The sequence below is a fragment of the Methylobacterium sp. C25 genome (assembly GCF_021352225.1).
Lineage (GTDB): Bacteria > Pseudomonadota > Alphaproteobacteria > Rhizobiales > Beijerinckiaceae > Methylobacterium.
The window spans coordinates 97288-114021 of the sequence record NZ_JAAUVI010000010.1; the positions used below are offsets into that span (position 1 = coordinate 97288).

The window sequence follows — 16734 nt, forward strand, 5'->3', positions numbered from 1 at the left end:
TTGCGCCTTCTCTTCCTCGGCGACATCGTCGGCCGCCCCGGCCGCCATGTTGTGACCGACCGGCTGCCGGCCCTGCGCGAGCGCTGGCGTCTCGATTGCGTGGTGATCAATGGCGAGAACGCCGCCGGCGGCTTCGGCATCACCGAGTCGATCTGTGACGAGGTCCTGGGTGCCGGTGCCGACGTCATCACCCTCGGCAACCATTCCTTCGACCAGCGCGAGGCGCTCGTCTTCATCGAGCGCCAGCCCCGCCTGATCCGCCCCGCGAATTACCCGCCCGGCACGCCGGGCCGCGGCGCGACGGTGATCGAGACCCGGTCCGGCGCCCGCGTGCTCGTCGTCAACGTGATGGGCCGGCTCTTCATCGACCCGATGGACGATCCCTTCACGGCGGTCGACCGCGAACTGGCCTCCTGCCCGCTGCGCGATGCAGCCGATGCTGTCATCGTCGACGTCCATGCCGAGGCGACGAGCGAGAAGGAGGCCTTCGGCTGGCATCTCGACGGGCGCGCGAGCCTCGTCGTCGGCACGCATACCCACGTGCCCACTGCCGACCACCGCATCTTGCCCGGCGGCACCGCCTATCTCACCGATGCCGGCATGTGCGGCGACTACGATTCGATGCTCGGCATGCAGAAGGAGGAGCCGTTGCGCCGCTTCCTGCAGAAGACGCCGGGCTCGCGCCTGGAACCGGCCCAGGGCGAGGGCACGCTCTGCGGCATCGCCGTCGAAACCGACGATGCGACGGGCCTTGCCAAGTCCGTCTCCGCTGTGCGCCTCGGGCCGCACTTGGAGGAAACTTGGCCGCGAGCCTGGGATTGAGGATCAAGTAAGCGTTGTGGAGCGCCGGCCCGGCTTGATCGGTCCGAAACCAGCCTCCAGAGTGCCGCGCGACCGGCCCCGCTTCTCGATGCATGGGTTCGGCCCAACCCGAACCCGGATCCGATGGTGGCTCGACCCGCGTCTCCTCCACTCAGCAAGCCCGGCATCTACCTCGTGCGGATGCTGGTGTTCCTGATCCTCGTCGGATTCCTGGCCTTCGTCCTCTTCCGGCAGATCACGCCGGCCTTCCTCGCCAATCCCGGCCTCAACGGCCTCATCCTCGGCGTGCTGCTGATCGCGGTGCTGCTCGCCTTCGGGCAGGTGATCAGGCTGTTTCGCGAGGTCTCCTACGTCAACACCGTCGCCACCGGGCAAACCGCGCCCAAGGCCGGTCCGAGCCTGCTCGGCCCGCTCGTCCCGGCGATCGGTGCGCGCAGGGACGGCGCCACGCTCTCGGGCACCCGCGCCCATCTCGATACCACCGCCGCACGGCTCGACGAGGGCCGCGAGATTCTGCGCTACGTCTCCGGCATCCTGATCCTGCTCGGCCTGCTCGGCACCTTCTGGGGCCTGATCGACACGCTCTCGGCGGTCGGCGGCGTGATCAGCGGCATGCGTGGCGGGGGCGACGCCGCCGTGATGTTCGACGAGTTGAAGAACGGCCTCGCCGTGCCGCTTTCCGGTATCGGCCTCGCCTTCTCGGCCTCGCTGTTCGGCCTCGCCAGCTCGCTGATCGTCGGCTTCCTCGATCTTCAGGCCGGTCAGGCCCATGCCCGCTTCCACAACGAGCTGGAGGATTGGCTGGTCTCCGGAGAGGAGCAGGCCGTCACGGTGCGGGCCGCCGCCGCCTCGCCGCAGCAGGACGCGGCCCTGTCGCGCGAGTTGCAGGAGACGCTCGACCGCCTCGGCAAGGCCATCACGGAGGGCGGCGGAGGCCGGTCGGCCACCCAGGCCATGACCAACCTCGCCGAGGGTATCCAGGGCCTCGTGCAGCACATGCGCGCCGAGCAGCAGATGATCCGCGACTGGGTCGAGGCGCAGGCGAGCCGCGAAAAGGAGCTGAAACAGGTGCTCGACCGCCTGAGCCGTGATCGGGTCGAGTCATAATGGCGTCGAGCCGCGGCCGTACGCATCGCAGCATCAACGTCTGGCCGGGCTATGTCGACGCGCTGGCCACGCTCCTGCTCTCGGTGGTGTTCCTGCTGACGATCTTCGTGGTCGGGCAGTTTTTCCTGTCGCAGGAGCTGACCGGGCGCGACGAGGTCCTGAACCGCCTGAACCGGCAGATCGCCGACCTCACCGATCTCCTCGCTCTCGAACGCTCGAACCGACGCACCCAAGAGGAGACCTCTGCTTCCCTCAAGAGCAGCCTCGAGCGCGCCGAGAGCGACCGCGACCGCCTCCAGGCCCTGAACGACGCCGCGACTGCGGCCAAGGGCCAGTCGGGCGAGGCCGACAAGCAGCTCGAGGCCGAGCGCGCCGCCACCTCCCGGGCGCAGAACCAGATCGACGTGCTCAACGAGCAGATCCGCGCCATGCGCCGCCAGCTCGCGGCCCTGGAGGATGCGCTCTCGGCCTCGGAGAAGCGCGACAAGGAGAGCCAAGCCCGCATCGCCGATCTCGGCAGCCGCCTGAACGTGGCACTCGCCCAGCGGGTGCAGGAGCTCGCGCGGTACCGCTCCGACTTCTTCGGACGCCTGCGCCAGATCGTCGGCAATCGCTCCGACATCCGCATCGTCGGCGACCGCTTCGTGCTGCAATCCGAGGTGCTGTTTCCGGCAGGCTCGGCCAGCCTGAAACCCGAGGCCGGCCCCGAGATCGACCGCATCGCCAATGCGATCCTCGACATCTCGAAGGAGATCCCCACGGATATTCCCTGGGTTCTGCGTGTCGACGGCCACACCGACTCGCGGCCGATCCAGTCGGCGCAGTTTCCCTCGAACTGGTCGCTCTCGGCAGCCCGCGCCATTGCGGTGGTTCAGTACTTGCGCGGAAAAGGCATCCCGCCGCAGCGCCTGCTCGCCGGTGCGTTCGGCGAGTTCCAGCCGCTCGACACGGGAACGACCGAAGAGGCCTACGCCAAGAACCGCCGGATCGAGATGAAGCTGACGGAGCGGTAGCCGCCTCCCACGGCCGTCATTCCGGGGCCGCGCAGCGGATCCCGGAACCCAGAGTCGCAGGTTGCGCTCATCCTGGCTCCGCCGGCGGTTCTGGATTCCGGGTTCTGGCATTCTGCGAGAACCCGGAATGACGGCCGTGAGGTTCTTAGGCTCCCCGATCCCCGAACTCGCCTCGGTACGCGAACAACCCCGGCACGCCGCCGGTCATCAGGAACAGCACCGCGTCCCCCGGCCGATAGGCCCCGGCGCGGACGTCGTGCAGCAAGCCTGCGAAAGCCTTGCCACTATAGACGGGATCGAGCAGCAGCCCTTCCGTCTGCGCCATCAGCGTAACCGCCTCGCGCATCCCGTCCGTCGGGATGCCGTAGCCCTCGCCACGGTGGCCGCCGTCGATGTCAACCGCGTCATCGCCGACGCTGGCGCTGAGCAGCCCGGCACTGTCTCGCGCCTTGTCCAGCGTGATCCGGCGCGCCTCGTCAAGGGGCGCCAGCACCGTGTAGGATTTCGCCTGCCTCGGATCACGTCCGAGCGCGGCGAGTCCCGCCACGAGCCCGGCATGCGTGCCGCTGCTGCCGTTGGCGGTGACGACGTGCCGGAAGGCGATCCCCATGGCGGCGGATTGGTCGAGGATCTCGGCGATGCAGGCGGCATAGCCGAGGCTGCCGAGGGCATTCGATCCGCCTGAGGGAAACACAGCGGGCCGCCTCCCCTGGCTTTCGAGTTCTGCTGCGCGCTCGTTCGCGGCCGCGAGCGAATCCGCTTCACCCGGCAGCAACTGCACACGAGCACCGAACAGCTCGTGCAGCAGGCGGTTGCCGTTGCCGGTATAGTCGCCATCGTCGCGCGGCACCGAGCGGGTCAGGAACAGCTCGCAACGGAAGCCGCATCGCGCCGCTGCCGCTGCCGTCAGCCGCGCGTGGTTCGATTGCAGGGCGCCGACCGTGATGACGGTGTCGACGCCGTCCGCCCTCGCCTGCCCGAGCAGGAATTCGAGCTTGCGCAGCTTGTTGCCGCCGCCGCCGACAGGGCCGATGTCGTCGCGCTTCACGAAGAGACGCACGCCGTTCAGCCCGTCGCCGAGATGGCGGCTCAGACCGTCAAGCGGCTGGATCGGCGTCGGCGCGCCGATCAGGTCAATCCGTGGGAAGCGCGCGAGATCGAGCAAGGCCTACTCCGCCGGAAGCGCCGCGAGCTTGAGGTGAGGGTCGCGCGGCCGGGCGGCGTCGGCGAGCGGATCGGTGAATTGGAGGCTGGCGAGCTGCGCGTAGAGTTTTCCGCGCGCCAGCAGGCTCTCATGCGTGCCCTCCTCGACGATGCGGCCATCGTCGAAGACCAGGATGCGGTCGGCGGCGCGGATCGTGGCGAGGCGGTGGGCGATCACCAGCGTGGTGCGTCCTTCCATCAGGTGGTCGAGGGCGTTCTGCACGGCGCGCTCGCTCTCGGCGTCGAGGGCCGAGGTCGCCTCGTCGAGCAGCAGGATCGGCGCATCCTTGAGGATGGCGCGGGCGATGGCGACGCGCTGGCGCTGCCCGCCGGACAGCGTCGTGCCACGCTCGCCCACCTGCGTCTCGTAACCCTGCGGCAGGGCGCGGATGAAGCCGTCGGCATTGGCGAGGCCGGCCGCGCGCTCCACCTCGGCGATGCTTGCGGACGGGCGTCCGTAGCGGATGTTGTCCAGGATGCTGCCGGAAAACACCGTCGGGTCCTGCGGCACCAGCGAGAGCCGCTGGCGCAAGGCTTCAGGATCGACCGTGGCGATGTCGACGCCGTCGACGCGGATCTGGCCGCTCTGAGGATCGTAGAAGCGCAGCAGCAGTTGCAGCACGGTGGTCTTGCCGGCACCCGAGGGGCCGACCAGGGCGACGCGCTCGCCTGGAGCGACGCCGAAGCGGACGCTGTCGAGCGCCTGATGCTCCGGCCGCGTCGGATAGGTGAAGTGGACATCCTCGAACGCCACCTCGCCGCGCGGCGGCGCCGGCAGCGCAGCCGGGTTCTCCGGCGCCCGGATCGCCGGCTCACTCGCCAGGATCTCGCCGAGGCGCTCGGCCGCGCCAGCTGCCTGGGCCAACTCGCCGTAGACTTCCGAGAGCTGCCCGAGCGCGCTCGCGCCGAACACCGCGTAGAGCACGAATTGCGAGAGCGTGCCGGCGCTCATGGCGCCCGACAGCACGCTCTGCGCGCCGTACCACATCACCCCAACGACGGAGCCCGAGATGAGGAAGATCGCGACACCGGTGAGAATGGCACGCGCCTTGATCGAGGCGAGTGCGGCCGAATAGGCGTTCTCGGCCGCCTTTCCGAAGCGCGATGCCGTCTCGCGGCTCATGCCGAAGGCCTGCATCGTGCGCACCGCGCCGATCGCCTCCGAGGCATAGGCCGAGGCATCGGCGAGCCTGTCCTGCGCTGCTCGCGAGCGCCTGCGGACGCCGCGTCCGGAGAGGATCAGAGGAAACACGATCAGCGGGATCGCGCCGAGCACCAGGATCGAGAGCCGCGGGCTCGTCCAGACCATCATCACGACGGCGCCGACGAACAGGAAGGCGTTGCGCAGCAGGATCGAGATCGAGACGCCGAAGACCGACTTCACCTGCGTGGCGTCGGCGGTGAGGCGCGAGACGATCTCGCCAGATTGCGTCCGGTCGTAGAAGGCGGGATCGAGAATGGTCAGCCGGGCGAAGACCGCCGTGCGCAGGTCGGCGACCACACGCTCGCCCAGGCTGACCACGGTGTAGTAGCGGCCGGCGCTCGACAGGCCGAGCACGGCCACCACGCCGAGCAGCGCCAGGAAATAGCTGTCGATGAAGGCATGGCCCTCGGGCGAGAAGCCGTGATCGATCACCCGCCGGATCGCGATGGGCACCACCAGGGTCGCCCCGCTGGCGAAGATCAGCGAGAGGAGCGCAGCGAAGATGCGTCCGCGATAGACGGCAGCGAAGGGAATCAGCGGTCTCAGCGCACTCAACGGCGCGCGCCGGGCGGCCTCTCGGCCATCCTCCGTCGCCCTGCCTCTGCGCTTGCCCCTCGCCTCGGTGGCGGTGTCACGCGCGGCGGCCATTGGTCCTCGTCATCGTCTCGTCCCAGGTCTGTCTTGGCCAGAAGTCTTTTGGTTGTGCTCTGGCGCGGTCTTGTTCACGGAAGGCGGCTGAGGTATAGGCCCGCCTTCACCGAAACGCGCGTGATATTCGGCCGCGGAAAGCCGCGCCGTCCGGTCGGCGTGACCCAATCAGGACTTCGTCATGGCAAAAGATGCGGCCGCCAAGGCCAAGGGGACCGAGCATCCCGACTACCACTTCATCAAGGTCGTGATGACCGATGGGACCGAGTACATGACCCGGTCGACCTACGGCAAGGAGGGCGACGTCCTCAACCTCGACATCGACCCGACCACGCATCCGGCCTGGACCGGCGGTGAGCAGAAGATGCTCGATCGCGGTGGCCGTGTCTCGCGCTTCAACTCGCGCTTCGGTGGTCTGGCCTTCGGCAAGAAGTGAGTTTCTGGGGAGCCGGGCGCGAGCGCCTGCCCCTGAACCACCAAAGGGCGGCGCTCAGCAGCGTCGCCTTTTTCGTATGCGGCGGCCTCCGACGACTCACCCGAGGGTCGCGGACCCGACTGGAAACCGGAGACCGGTGGGCCGAGGCCCCTGGCGCTGGTTGGCGCTGATGCCCAACTGGTGTACGAGCCCGCTGACCGAACGGAGGATGCCTCCGGGCGGTCGTTTCGTTTTGCCGAATACTACGCGTCCGCGAGTGCGGACCGCCGGAACCCCATGCAGACCGTCCTGATCGTCGTCCACCTCTTCATCGTTCTGGCGCTCATCGTCACGGTGCTGCTGCAGCGCTCCGAGGGCGGCCTCGGCCTCGGCGGCGGCGGCGGCGGCGGTGGCGGCGTGTCCGGGTTCATGACCGGGCGCGGACAGGCCAACGCGTTGACCCGCGCGACGGCGATCCTCGCGGCCCTGTTCTTCGCGACCAGCATCACCCTGGCGATCATGGCGCATCACAGTGCCGGCCCGCGCTCGATTCTGGACGGCGATGGCAATGCACAGCCGGCCCAGCCAGCCCAGCAGCCCGGTGCCGACAACCTGCTCGACACGCTGCGCCAGCAGGGCGGCAAGCCGGGCGAGAGCGCCCCTGCGCAACAGGCTCCGGCTGCTCCCGCCGCGCCGGCTGCCCCCGCGGCTCCGACGACGCCCTCCGCTCCGCAGTCGCGCTAGGGCAACAGCGCGGAGGAGAATCCGCGCGGAAAACCGCCTTCGGGCGATCGCGACATGTGCGGCCGGCGCGCGAGCCGGCCGATCCGGGCGTTGGCCCACCGAGATTCATGAGATTCGTCAGCGGCATGGTCCCGCGGCGCGTGCCCGATGGGCCGCGCGTTGGATGAACCTTTGCGGTTTGGCGAATCGCGTAACCCCGTTTAAGGACCGAGGCCCATGACGCAGCATTCGACGCATGGGATTTCGACGCGGTACGTCTTCATCACCGGCGGCGTCGTCTCGTCGCTCGGTAAGGGACTCGCGTCGGCCGCTTTGGCCGCCCTCCTCCAGGCTCGCGGCTACCGCGTCCGCCTGCGCAAGCTCGACCCCTACCTGAACGTCGATCCGGGCACGATGAGCCCGACGCAGCACGGCGAGGTCTTCGTCACGGATGACGGCGCCGAGACCGACCTCGACCTCGGCCATTACGAGCGCTTCACCGGCCTGCCGGCGAGCCGCGCCGACAACATCACCACCGGCCGGATCTACCAGGACATCATCGCCAAGGAGCGCCGCGGCGACTATCTCGGCGCGACCATCCAGGTGATCCCGCACGTCACCAACGCCATCAAGGCCTTCGTGCTCGACGGCAACGAGGGCTACGACTTCGTGCTCGTCGAGATCGGCGGCACGGTGGGCGACATCGAGGGCCTGCCCTTCTTCGAGGCGATCCGCCAGCTCGGCCAGGAGCAGGCGCGCGGCACCTGCCTGTTCATCCACTTGACGCTGCTGCCGTTCATCCCGTCCGCCGGCGAGCTCAAGACCAAGCCGACGCAGCACTCGGTGAAGGAGCTGCGGTCCATCGGCATCCAGCCCGATATCCTGCTGTGCCGCTGCGATCGCCCGATCCCGAACGACGAGCGCCGCAAGCTCGCGCTGTTCTGCAACGTGCGCGAGACGGCGGTGATCGACGCCCTCGACGTGCCCTCAATCTACGACGTGCCGCTCTCCTATCGCGGCGCCGGGCTCGATCGCGAGGTGCTGGAGCACTTCGCCCTGGACGCCGAGCGCGAGCCGCCGCTCGACCGTTGGCGGACCATTTCCGAGCGCGTGAAGAACCCCGAGGGCGAGGTCACCATCGCCATCGTCGGCAAGTACACCGGCCTCAAGGACGCCTATAAGTCGCTGACCGAGGCGCTGATCCATGGCGGTATCGCCAACAAGGTGCGCGTCCATCTCGAATGGATCGAGGCCGAGGTTTTCGAGCGCGAGGACCCCGCCCCGTTCCTCGAAGGCCTGCACGGCATCCTGGTGCCCGGCGGCTTCGGCCAGCGCGGTGCCGAGGGCAAGATCCGCGCGGCCCAATACGCCCGCGAGCGCCGCATCCCGTATTTCGGCATCTGCTTCGGCATGCAGATGGCGGTGATCGAGGCCGCCCGGTCGCTCGCCGGCGTCGAGGGTGCGAACTCGACCGAATTCGGCGCGACGCAGGAGCCCGTGGTCGGCCTGCTCACCGAGTGGATGAAGGGCGAGGCCCTCGAGCGGCGCGCGGCCGAGGGCGATCTCGGCGGCACCATGCGGCTCGGCGCTTACAACGCCACGCTCGGTTCCGACACCAAGATCGCGAGCATCTACGGCTCAACCACCATCTCCGAGCGCCACCGCCACCGATACGAGGTCAACATGGCCTACCGCGAGCGGCTGGAGGCCAAGGGGTTGCGCTTCTCCGGGCTCTCGCCGGACGGCCTGCTCCCGGAAACCGTGGAGCATGTCGGCCATCCGTGGTTCATCGGCGTGCAGTTCCACCCCGAGCTGAAGTCGCGGCCCTTCGAGCCGCATCCGCTGTTCCAGAGCTTCGTCGCCGCGGCGGTGGAACAGAGCCGACTGGTCTGAGCATGAGAGCAGCCCGATGAACGTGATCTCCGGGCTGCCGGCCTTCCTCGCCTATTTCGCCGCCGCGCTCGGTCTCGTGGCGCTCTACATCCTGGTCTACATCACCGCGACGGCGCATCGCGAGATGGCGCTGATCCGCGCCGGCAATACCGCTGCCGCACTCAGCCTCGGCGCGAGCCTCATCGGCTACGCCCTGCCGCTCTCGGTGGCGATCCGCAACGCCCAGTCGATCCTCGACTGCATCGTCTGGGGCCTCGTCGCCCTGGTGGTGCAGATCCTGATCTACTGGCTCGTGCGCATCCTCCTGCCCGACCTGTCCCGCCGGATCTCGGAGAACGAGATGTCGGCCGCGATCCTGCTCGGTGCGGCCTCGCTCGCCGGCGGGATCGTGAACGCCGCCTCGATGTCGTATTGAGGGTGCGCGCGGGGGCGAGAACAGCCGGATGACGAACCAGCAGACCGACGCCCGGCTTACTGCGGACCAGCGCCGATGAAGCGCTCGCAGACCGTCTCGCTCGTCCTGCTCGCAGGTGCCGGCGCCGCAGCCTTCGGGCTCGCCTCGGTCGATCACTCGCAGGACGAGGAGGACGTCCGCGTTTACGCAGACCCCTCGGCCTGCATCGCCGCGCATGTGCGCAGCGACGCCGATTGCCGGAGCGAGTACGACATCGCTCGCGCCCTCTACCCGACCGCCGCGCCACGCTACGCCTCGACGACCGATTGCGAGGCTCATCACGGCCCCGGCCACTGCGTCACCGGCGAGAGTGTCGCCGAGGCGGCGCGCGGCAAATTCATTCCGGTCATGGCCGGCTACGTGATCGGCGCAACGGCCGAGCAGAAGCTGCCGCCGCAGCCGGTCTTCGACCATGCCCCGAAGAGCGAGACTCAGCAGGCAAGCCATTCGACCGGTTTCCACGGTGGATACTGCACTGGCTCGGGCGCGCGCATCTGGACCACGGGCTACGGCCGATCCTCGGCGGCGCGCGTGTCATCGGCAGCCTTGCGCGGATCGTCCTTCGGCGGTTTCGGAAGTTCGGGACGGTCTTTCTCGTCCCACTCGTCGTCCTCGCACGGCTTCTTCGGCGGCTGATGCGGCGCGTTCCCACCGGCGAGCGGCCCGACTGGCGCGAGACCGCGCGAAAAAACGGCTTCGTGTTCCACACCCTCGACGGCGCGCCTTATTGGGACGAGAGCCACGCCTACGCCTTCACCCTCGACGAAATCGAGGAGGACTTCGAGGCGCCGAGCGGCGAGCTGCATGCGCTCTGCCTCGACTTCGCCGCCCGTGCCGTCGAAGACGAGCGAATCCTCGCCTCGCTGCGCATCCCCGAGAGCGCCTGGGACGCGGTCCGTGGCAGCTGGCGCCGGGGGGACGCCAGCCTCTACGGCCGGCTCGACCTCTCCTACAGCAGCACCGGGCCGGCCAAGCTCCTCGAATACAACGCGGATACGCCGACGGCGCTCTACGAGACCGGCGTGTTTCAGTGGCTCTGGCTCGAAGAGCTTTTGCACGACGGCCGCCTGCCGGCCGGCAGCGACCAGTACAACGCCGTCCATGAGCGGCTCATCGCGCGCTTCCGCGAGATCGGCGCCGGCATGCTCACGGCCTTCGCCGCCGAGGCCGATGCGCCGGAGGATCGCGGCACGGTCACCTATCTCCAGGATTGCGCACAACAGGCCGGGCACGCCACGCGCTTTCTCGACCTTTCGGAGATCGGGCTGAGGGCGGATGGCCGCTTCTGTGCCCCCGACGAAACGCCGATCGACCTGCTGTTCAAGCTCTACCCGTGGGAATGGGCGTTCTCCGACGCCTTCGCCTCGGGCGTCGCGGGAAGCGCAACCCGCTTCCTCGAACCCCCCTGGAAGGCGGTGCTGTCCAACAAGGGCTTGCTGCCGCATCTCTGGGCGCAGGAGCCCAGGCACCCGAACCTGCTGCCGGCCTTTTTCGAGGGCGATCCCCAGGCCGCGAGCCTCGGCGACTCATACGTGCGCAAGCCGATCTTTTCGCGGGAGGGCTCGAACATCGAGATCCTTCGCGATGGCACGGTGCTCGCGCACGAGCCGGGCCCCTATGGCGGCGAGGGCTACATCCGGCAGGCGCTCGCCGAGCTACCGAGCTTCGACGACCGCCGCCGCCCGCTGATCGGCTCATGGATCGTCGGGGACGCGCCAGCCGGGCTCTGCGTGCGCGAAGGCCGCGGTGCGATCACCGGCAATGACGCCTTGTTCGTCCCGCACTTCATCGAGCCCGCGGCCTGAGGCCGCGATGCCGCGGCCACTGCGGCACGGCGCGTTCCGCGCTATCATGAGACCATCGTGACAGAGATCCTGTTCTATCATCTGCAGCGCCAGCCCCTGGAAAAGGTGCTGCCGAGCCTCGTCGAGAAATCGCTCGAGCGCGGCTGGCAGGCCGCGATTCAGGCAGTGAGCGAGGAGCGTCTGTCGGCCCTCGACGACGGGCTCTGGACCTATTCGGACGACAGCTTCCTGCCCCACGGCACTGACCGCGAGCCGGATGCAGCCTCTCAGCCGGTGGTTCTGACCTTGAGCGAGACCAACCCCAACAAGGCGGCGATCCGCTTTCTCGTCGAGGGCGCCGACCTGCCCGAGGACGCGAACGACTACGCCCGCATCTGCATCCTGTTCGACGGCAACGACACCGACGCGCTGGTTCTCGCCCGCGAACAATGGAAGGCCGCCAAGGAGCAGGGGCACGCGATCGCCTATTGGCAGCAGGACGATGACGGCCGCTGGAGCAAGAAGGCGTGAGGATTGTCGTGACCCATCGTGAGCCACCGCGTTCCAACCCTCTCCCCTCTGCGGGAGAGGGAAGAGGGTTTTGGCGCGGGATTGGCTGTGCGTTCCTGGCGTTTGCCGTCGCCTTCACGCCGCTCCGCTCACTCGCCGAAGCCCAGAACGCACCGCCCGGTGCAGCACGCAAAGCGGCTGAACGCCCTGCAGAATCCCGCGACGGCCGCAAATTGCCGGCGGATTCCGTCACCGAGCACACGCTCACGCTCCCCGGGGGACGCACGATCGCGTTCACCGCGACCGCCGGCAGCCTCGGTCTGGTCGACGAATCCGGGAAGCTCCAGTCTGAGATCGCCTTCATCGCCTACGTGAAGAAGGGCTCTCCCGAGGAAATCGCCGCACGGCCGGTGAGCTTCGCGATCAATGGCGGCCCGGGCGCGGCCTCGGCCTATCTCAACATCGGTGCGATCGGCCCCTGGCGCCTGCCGAGCGACGGTGCCTCGATCAGCCCGTCGCAAAAGATCCAGCTGAAGCCCAACGCCGAAACCTGGCTCGACTTCACCGACCTCGTCTTCATCGATCCAGTGGGCACCGGGTACAGCCGGGCGGCGGATGGCGATGGCAAGAGCTACTGGAACGTGGAGAGCGATTCTTCCGTGCTCGCCTCGGCCATCGCCCGCTACCTGCGCCAGAACGACCGGATGTCCTCGCCGAAATTCTACGTCGGCGAGAGCTATGGCGGCTTCCGCGGTCCGCTGATCGCGTCGAAGCTGCAGGAGGATGTCGGTGTCGGCCTTTCCGGGCTCGTCCTGCTCTCGCCGGTGCTCGATTTCGCCTGGCTGCAATCGGCCCGCACGACACCCTGGGGCTTCGTCACGCGGCTGCCCTCGCTCGCTGCCGCCGCGCTCGAACGCTCGGGCACGCGCCCGACCCGCAGTCTGATGGCCGATGCCGAGCGCTATGCCTCGGGCGACTACATCGCCGACCTGCTCAAGGGCCCCAGCGATGCCGCGGCCGTGGGACGGCTGTCCCAGAAGGTTTCGGCGCTGACCGGGCTCGATCCCGAGACGGTCCGCCGTCAGGCAGGCCGGCCTACATCGAACAGCTATCAGCGCGAAATCGGCCGCGACCAGGGTCGGGTCTCCTCGGCCTACGACACCTCCGTCACCGGATGGGACCCAGATCCGACGGCACCGACGTCTCACTTCGAGGACCCGGTGCTGACGGCGCTGCAGGCGCCGCTCACCAGCGCGATGGTGGATCTCTACGCGAACACGCTGAACTGGCGCGTGACGAACATGCGCTACGAACTGCTCAACGGCGCGGTGAACCGGGGCTGGTCCTGGGGCTCGGGCCGCGGCGCGCCGGAGGCGATGGGTGCGCTCAAGGGCATCCTGTCGCTCGACGGGTCGTTGCGCGTGCTGATCGCCCACGGCTTCACCGACCTTGTGACCCCCTACTTCGCCTCGAAGATCCTGATCGACCAGATGCCCTCCTACGGCACCGGCGATCGCCTGAAACTCGCCGTGTACCCTGGCGGGCACATGTTCTATTCGAGGGCCGATTCCCGCGCCGCCTTCCACGCGGACGCTGCCGATCTCTACGCCCGTGCGCTCAAGGACCGCTCGGACGGTACGGCGGCGACACCCGGAAGCCGCGGTGAGCGGCCACAGGAGCGTCCAACGCCTTGAGCGCAACTCACACCATCATTGCCCTCGCCGTCGCCGGCGGTCTCCTGGCCGGCTGCACCAGCACCGAGGATCGGGGGCCGGCGCCCTCCCCGCAGGCAGCAGCGACGCCCCGCCCGGCGCCGTCGCCTCCGGCCGCGCCGACCTTCTCCGGGCCGATCCTCGACAATAGCGGGACGTGCAACGGCCCGGTTCCGACCGCGGCCACCGCCATCGCGCCGGGAATCGGTGAGTGCGAGCTGGTGCGGCTGAAGGGCAAGCCACCGACCGACGTGCTCGTCGGCGAAGGTCGTGCAGGCCGGGAAGTCCAGGTGCTCTACAACGAGCCCGGCGCGAAGGAATTGTACTTCTTCGTCAACAACAAGCTCGATCGCGTCGTGAAGTCGTAACCATCCTCGGTGCGCGCCGCTGGTTGGTAGCGTACCCGGCGGATTTCTCAGGAACATGGCCGAATACCCCCGGTTTCCCGGCACCAGACCGAGGAGGTATTCTGATGAAACGCGTTGCCATTGCGGCTCTCTGTGCGCTGCTGGCCGGCCCTGCCCTTGCCGCCGAGTCCAACGACAAGACCGTCGGCGAGCGCGCCAAATCCGTGGGTGAGTCGACCGGTGTGAACTCGCTGATCGGCGTCGCCCCGATCACGGAAGACTTCGTGAAGGAAGTCGCGATCAGCGACATGTTCGAGATCCAGTCGAGCAAGCTCGCCGAGGAGACGGCCGACGACAAAACCAAGGCCTTCGCCAAGAAGATGATCGCCGATCACGAGAAGACGTCCGAGGAGCTGAAGTCGCTCGTGACCGGCGGCAAGGTCAAAGCCGAGCTGCCCACTGCGCTCGACAGCACGCACCAGAGCAAACTCGACAAGCTCAAAGGGCTGAGCGGCGCGGATTTCACGAAGCAGTACGCCTCCGACCAGGTCAGCGCGCACAAGACGGCCGTCGACCTGTTCAAACGCTATGGCGCCGGCGGGGACAACGCCGAGCTCAAGACCTGGGCCGTGAAGACCGAACCCCACCTCGAGGAGCACCTGACCATGGCGCAGGACCTGCAGAAGTAGCCCTGCCGGCGCTTCTTCAGACGTCCCGTCGCTGCGCTCCAGCCGCAAAGGCGCGGAGCGCAGCGACATCGTCCGCACCCCCATCTCCAGCCAAGCGTGCATAGAGGCTTTCGGCGCCCTCGAAGATCCGCCGGCCGGCCTCGTCGTCGCCGATGAAGCCGGCGATCTCACGCATCTCGGGCGCCCAGCGATAGGCCTTCGGGACCATGTCGGGCAGTCCGCGCTCGAAGCGCGCGAGCAGCGCCGGCTCGGTCTCGGCGAGTTCAGCGCGGAGCGCCTCCAGCGATCCCGCACGCGCGGCAGCGAGAACCATCGTCGCCGCCAGTGCCGTCAGGCCCTTGTTCAGGCCGGCATAGGACATCTTCAGCCCCGCGGCCGCCCCGATGCCACCTTCACACGCGCGCAGATCCAGGCCACAGGCCCGAAGCTGCAGCGCAGGGCCGAGATCATCGCCGGCCACGTAGATCCGCGGGCCCTTTTCACCAGGCTTCGGCGGCAGCCCGATGATGGCTCCGTCGAGAAACGGCGTTCCGCCAGCGGCGATCACGCCGGCGACAGCGCGCTTGGTTTCGACGTTGACCGCGTTGAAATCGACGAAGATCGCCCTGCCCTCACCGGCCGCTTCGAGTGGCCCCGCAAAGCGGCGGGCCACGTCCATCGCATCGGCCGGCGGAACGATCGAGCACAGGAGATCGGCGCGGGCGAACTCCGCATCTTCGGCATGCGCCATGCCGGCAGCGCGTGCCCGCTCGCGCGTGGCCTCGCCGCGCCCCTCCAGTGACGTCAGGACGCGTACGCCATTCTCGGTCAGCCTGGCAGCGATGGGGCTGCCCATGGCGCCGGGAGCGAGAATGGCGACCGTCGGCATGTGCGCACTCCCGTGGCGGGCGACGCTCCTAGCGGAGCGAGGCGCAGAAGCGTTGGATGCGTGTGCAGGCCTGTTCCAGCAGCGCATTCGAGGTGGCGTAGGAGATCCGCAGGTTCGGCCCGAGACCGAAGGCCGAGCCGTGGACCGCGGCCACGCCCTCCGCCTTCAGCAGTTCGGTGACGAAGTCCTGGTCGGTCTCGATCACCGTTCCGCCCTCGGTGCGCTTTCCGATCAGCTCCGCGCAGGACGGGAACACGTAAAATGCGCCTTCCGGGGTCGCGCAGGTCAGGCCGCGCGCCTGGTTCAGCATCGACACGACGAGGTCGCGCCGGCTCTCGAAGGCTTTCTTGAACGCGACGAGATGGTCCTGTGGGCCATCGAGCGCGGCGACGGCTGCCCATTGCGAGATCGTGGTGGCGCCCGAGGTTTGCTGGCCCTGAACGAAATCCATCGCCTTGATGATCGGCTCCGGGCCGGCTGCGTAGCCGATGCGCCAGCCGGTCATGGCATAGGCCTTCGAAACACCGTTCATCGTGACGGTGCGATTGATGAGTTCGGGCTCGACCTGAGCCGGCGTGACGAAGTCGAAATCGCCGTAGGTCAGGTGCTCATAGATGTCGTCGGTGAGCACGTGCACGCGGGGATGGCGCACCAGCACATCCGTGATCGCCTTCATCTCGGCGCGCGTATAGGCGGCGCCGGACGGGTTCGACGGCGAGTTCAGGATGATCCACTTGGTCTTCGGCGTGAGCACGCGCTCCAGGGCCTCGGCCTGGAGCTTGAAACCATGCGCCATGTCGGTCTCGACGAAGACCGGCTTACCGCCGCAGAGCGCGACGATCTCGGGGTAGGACACCCAGTAGGGCCGCGAAATCACGACCTCGTCGCCGGGATTCAGCGTCGTCAGCAGCGCGTTGTAGATGATGTGCTTGCCGCCGGTCGCGACGATGGTCTGCGAGACCCTGTAGTCGAGCCCGTTCTCGCGCTGGAACTTGCGGACGATCGCCTCGCGCAACGCCGGAATGCCAGAGACCGGCGGGTAGCGGGTCTCGTTCCGGTTGATCGCATCGATGCCGGCCTGCTTGATGTGGTCCGGCGTGGCGAAATCGGGCTCGCCCACCGACAGGCTGATCACGTCGACGCCCTGAGCCTTCAGCTCGCGCGCCTTCTGCGTCATCACGATCGTCGCGGACGGCTTCACGCGCGACAGGCTGTCGGCCAACAGGGCCATGACGGGGGTCTCCGAAGGGTCGTGACATGCCTCGCGCATGGCAATTCGCGCGAGGCGGCCGGACCCTATTCCTGCGGTGTCAGGGGAACAAGGCCACGCACCGCCGGCTCA

At 68.3% G+C, this 16734-nt stretch carries 17 protein-coding genes; 13 read left to right on the top strand and 4 right to left on the bottom strand.

Annotated features, from left to right (window positions below; genetic code table 11):
- The 3 genes from HCU64_RS20065 (at position 1) to HCU64_RS20075 (ending at position 2942) form a co-directional block, all read left to right on the top strand.
- Positions 1 to 822, top strand: coding sequence for a TIGR00282 family metallophosphoesterase (locus HCU64_RS20065; RefSeq protein ID WP_233386001.1), 822 nt, complete (start codon positions 1 to 3; stop codon positions 820 to 822).
- Between the two features lie 123 nt (positions 823 to 945).
- Positions 946 to 1929: a MotA/TolQ/ExbB proton channel family protein gene (locus HCU64_RS20070; protein WP_233386002.1), complete on the top strand. Its 984-nt coding sequence runs from the start codon at positions 946 to 948 to the stop codon at positions 1927 to 1929.
- The gene (locus tag HCU64_RS20075; RefSeq protein ID WP_233386003.1) at positions 1929 to 2942 is read left to right on the top strand and encodes a peptidoglycan -binding protein; all 1014 of its coding nucleotides are present in this window, start codon (positions 1929 to 1931) and stop codon (positions 2940 to 2942) included. Before HCU64_RS20070 ends, HCU64_RS20075 begins: the two co-directional genes overlap by 1 nt.
- Positions 2943 to 3087: 145 nt before the next feature.
- On the opposite strand, the gene HCU64_RS20080 is transcribed toward HCU64_RS20075, so the two are convergent.
- Together HCU64_RS20080 and HCU64_RS20085 are read right to left on the bottom strand one after the other, a co-directional pair.
- Positions 3088 to 4107, bottom strand: a complete 1020-nt coding sequence (locus HCU64_RS20080; protein ID WP_233386004.1) for a D-cysteine desulfhydrase family protein — start codon at positions 4105 to 4107, stop codon at positions 3088 to 3090.
- Positions 4108 to 4110: 3 nt separating this feature from the next.
- Positions 4111 to 5997 (bottom strand): ABC transporter transmembrane domain-containing protein, encoded by a 1887-nt coding sequence (locus tag HCU64_RS20085; RefSeq protein ID WP_233386007.1) that lies wholly within the window; start codon positions 5995 to 5997, stop codon positions 4111 to 4113.
- 181 nt (positions 5998 to 6178) lie between these two features.
- Between HCU64_RS20085 and rpmE the strand changes: the two genes are divergently transcribed.
- The 10 genes from rpmE to HCU64_RS20135 all read left to right on the top strand — a co-directional run bounded on the left by rpmE (position 6179) and on the right by HCU64_RS20135 (position 14524).
- The gene (gene rpmE, locus HCU64_RS20090; protein ID WP_147047842.1) at positions 6179 to 6433 is read left to right on the top strand and encodes a 50S ribosomal protein L31; all 255 of its coding nucleotides are present in this window, start codon (positions 6179 to 6181) and stop codon (positions 6431 to 6433) included.
- 276 nt (positions 6434 to 6709) lie between these two features.
- Positions 6710 to 7156 carry a preprotein translocase subunit SecG gene (secG, locus tag HCU64_RS20095; RefSeq protein WP_233386008.1) on the top strand — a complete coding sequence of 149 codons (447 nt, stop codon included), beginning with the start codon at positions 6710 to 6712 and terminating at the stop codon, positions 7154 to 7156.
- Positions 7157 to 7372: 216 nt separating this feature from the next.
- A complete protein-coding gene (locus HCU64_RS20100; RefSeq protein ID WP_233386009.1) occupies positions 7373 to 9028 on the top strand; it encodes a CTP synthase in 1656 nt (551 codons plus the stop codon).
- Positions 9029 to 9044: 16 nt separating this feature from the next.
- Positions 9045 to 9443: a DUF350 domain-containing protein gene (locus tag HCU64_RS20105; RefSeq protein WP_233386010.1), complete on the top strand. Its 399-nt coding sequence runs from the start codon at positions 9045 to 9047 to the stop codon at positions 9441 to 9443.
- A 75-nt stretch (positions 9444 to 9518) separates the two neighbouring features.
- Entirely contained in the window at positions 9519 to 10118 is a 600-nt protein-coding gene (locus tag HCU64_RS20110) for a DUF1190 domain-containing protein (protein ID WP_233386011.1), read from the top strand.
- On the top strand, positions 10118 to 11287 hold the full coding sequence (locus HCU64_RS20115; RefSeq protein ID WP_233386012.1) for a glutathionylspermidine synthase family protein: 1170 nt from the start codon (positions 10118 to 10120) through the stop codon (positions 11285 to 11287). The genes HCU64_RS20110 and HCU64_RS20115 overlap by 1 nt, the downstream gene beginning before the upstream one ends.
- Before the next feature lie 57 nt (positions 11288 to 11344).
- Positions 11345 to 11797, top strand: coding sequence for a DNA polymerase III subunit chi (locus HCU64_RS20120; protein ID WP_233386013.1), 453 nt, complete (start codon positions 11345 to 11347; stop codon positions 11795 to 11797).
- A 95-nt stretch (positions 11798 to 11892) separates the two neighbouring features.
- Positions 11893 to 13470, top strand: coding sequence for a S10 family serine carboxypeptidase-like protein (locus HCU64_RS20125; RefSeq protein WP_267922534.1), 1578 nt, complete (start codon positions 11893 to 11895; stop codon positions 13468 to 13470).
- Complete coding sequence (locus HCU64_RS20130) at positions 13467 to 13856, top strand: hypothetical protein (RefSeq protein ID WP_233386015.1); 390 nt, start codon at positions 13467 to 13469, stop codon at positions 13854 to 13856. Before HCU64_RS20125 ends, HCU64_RS20130 begins: the two co-directional genes overlap by 4 nt.
- A gap of 104 nt (positions 13857 to 13960) precedes the next feature.
- The gene (locus HCU64_RS20135; protein ID WP_233386017.1) at positions 13961 to 14524 is read left to right on the top strand and encodes a DUF4142 domain-containing protein; all 564 of its coding nucleotides are present in this window, start codon (positions 13961 to 13963) and stop codon (positions 14522 to 14524) included.
- Between the two features lie 16 nt (positions 14525 to 14540).
- Here the strand turns inward: HCU64_RS20135 and HCU64_RS20140 are convergent, their stop codons facing one another.
- Both HCU64_RS20140 and HCU64_RS20145 read right to left on the bottom strand, forming a co-directional pair.
- The gene (locus tag HCU64_RS20140) at positions 14541 to 15392 is read right to left on the bottom strand and encodes an NAD(P)-dependent oxidoreductase (protein ID WP_233386018.1); all 852 of its coding nucleotides are present in this window, start codon (positions 15390 to 15392) and stop codon (positions 14541 to 14543) included.
- Positions 15393 to 15420: 28 nt separating this feature from the next.
- Positions 15421 to 16623, bottom strand: coding sequence for a pyridoxal phosphate-dependent aminotransferase (locus HCU64_RS20145; RefSeq protein WP_233386019.1), 1203 nt, complete (start codon positions 16621 to 16623; stop codon positions 15421 to 15423).
- Positions 16624 to 16734 lie beyond the last annotated feature (111 nt).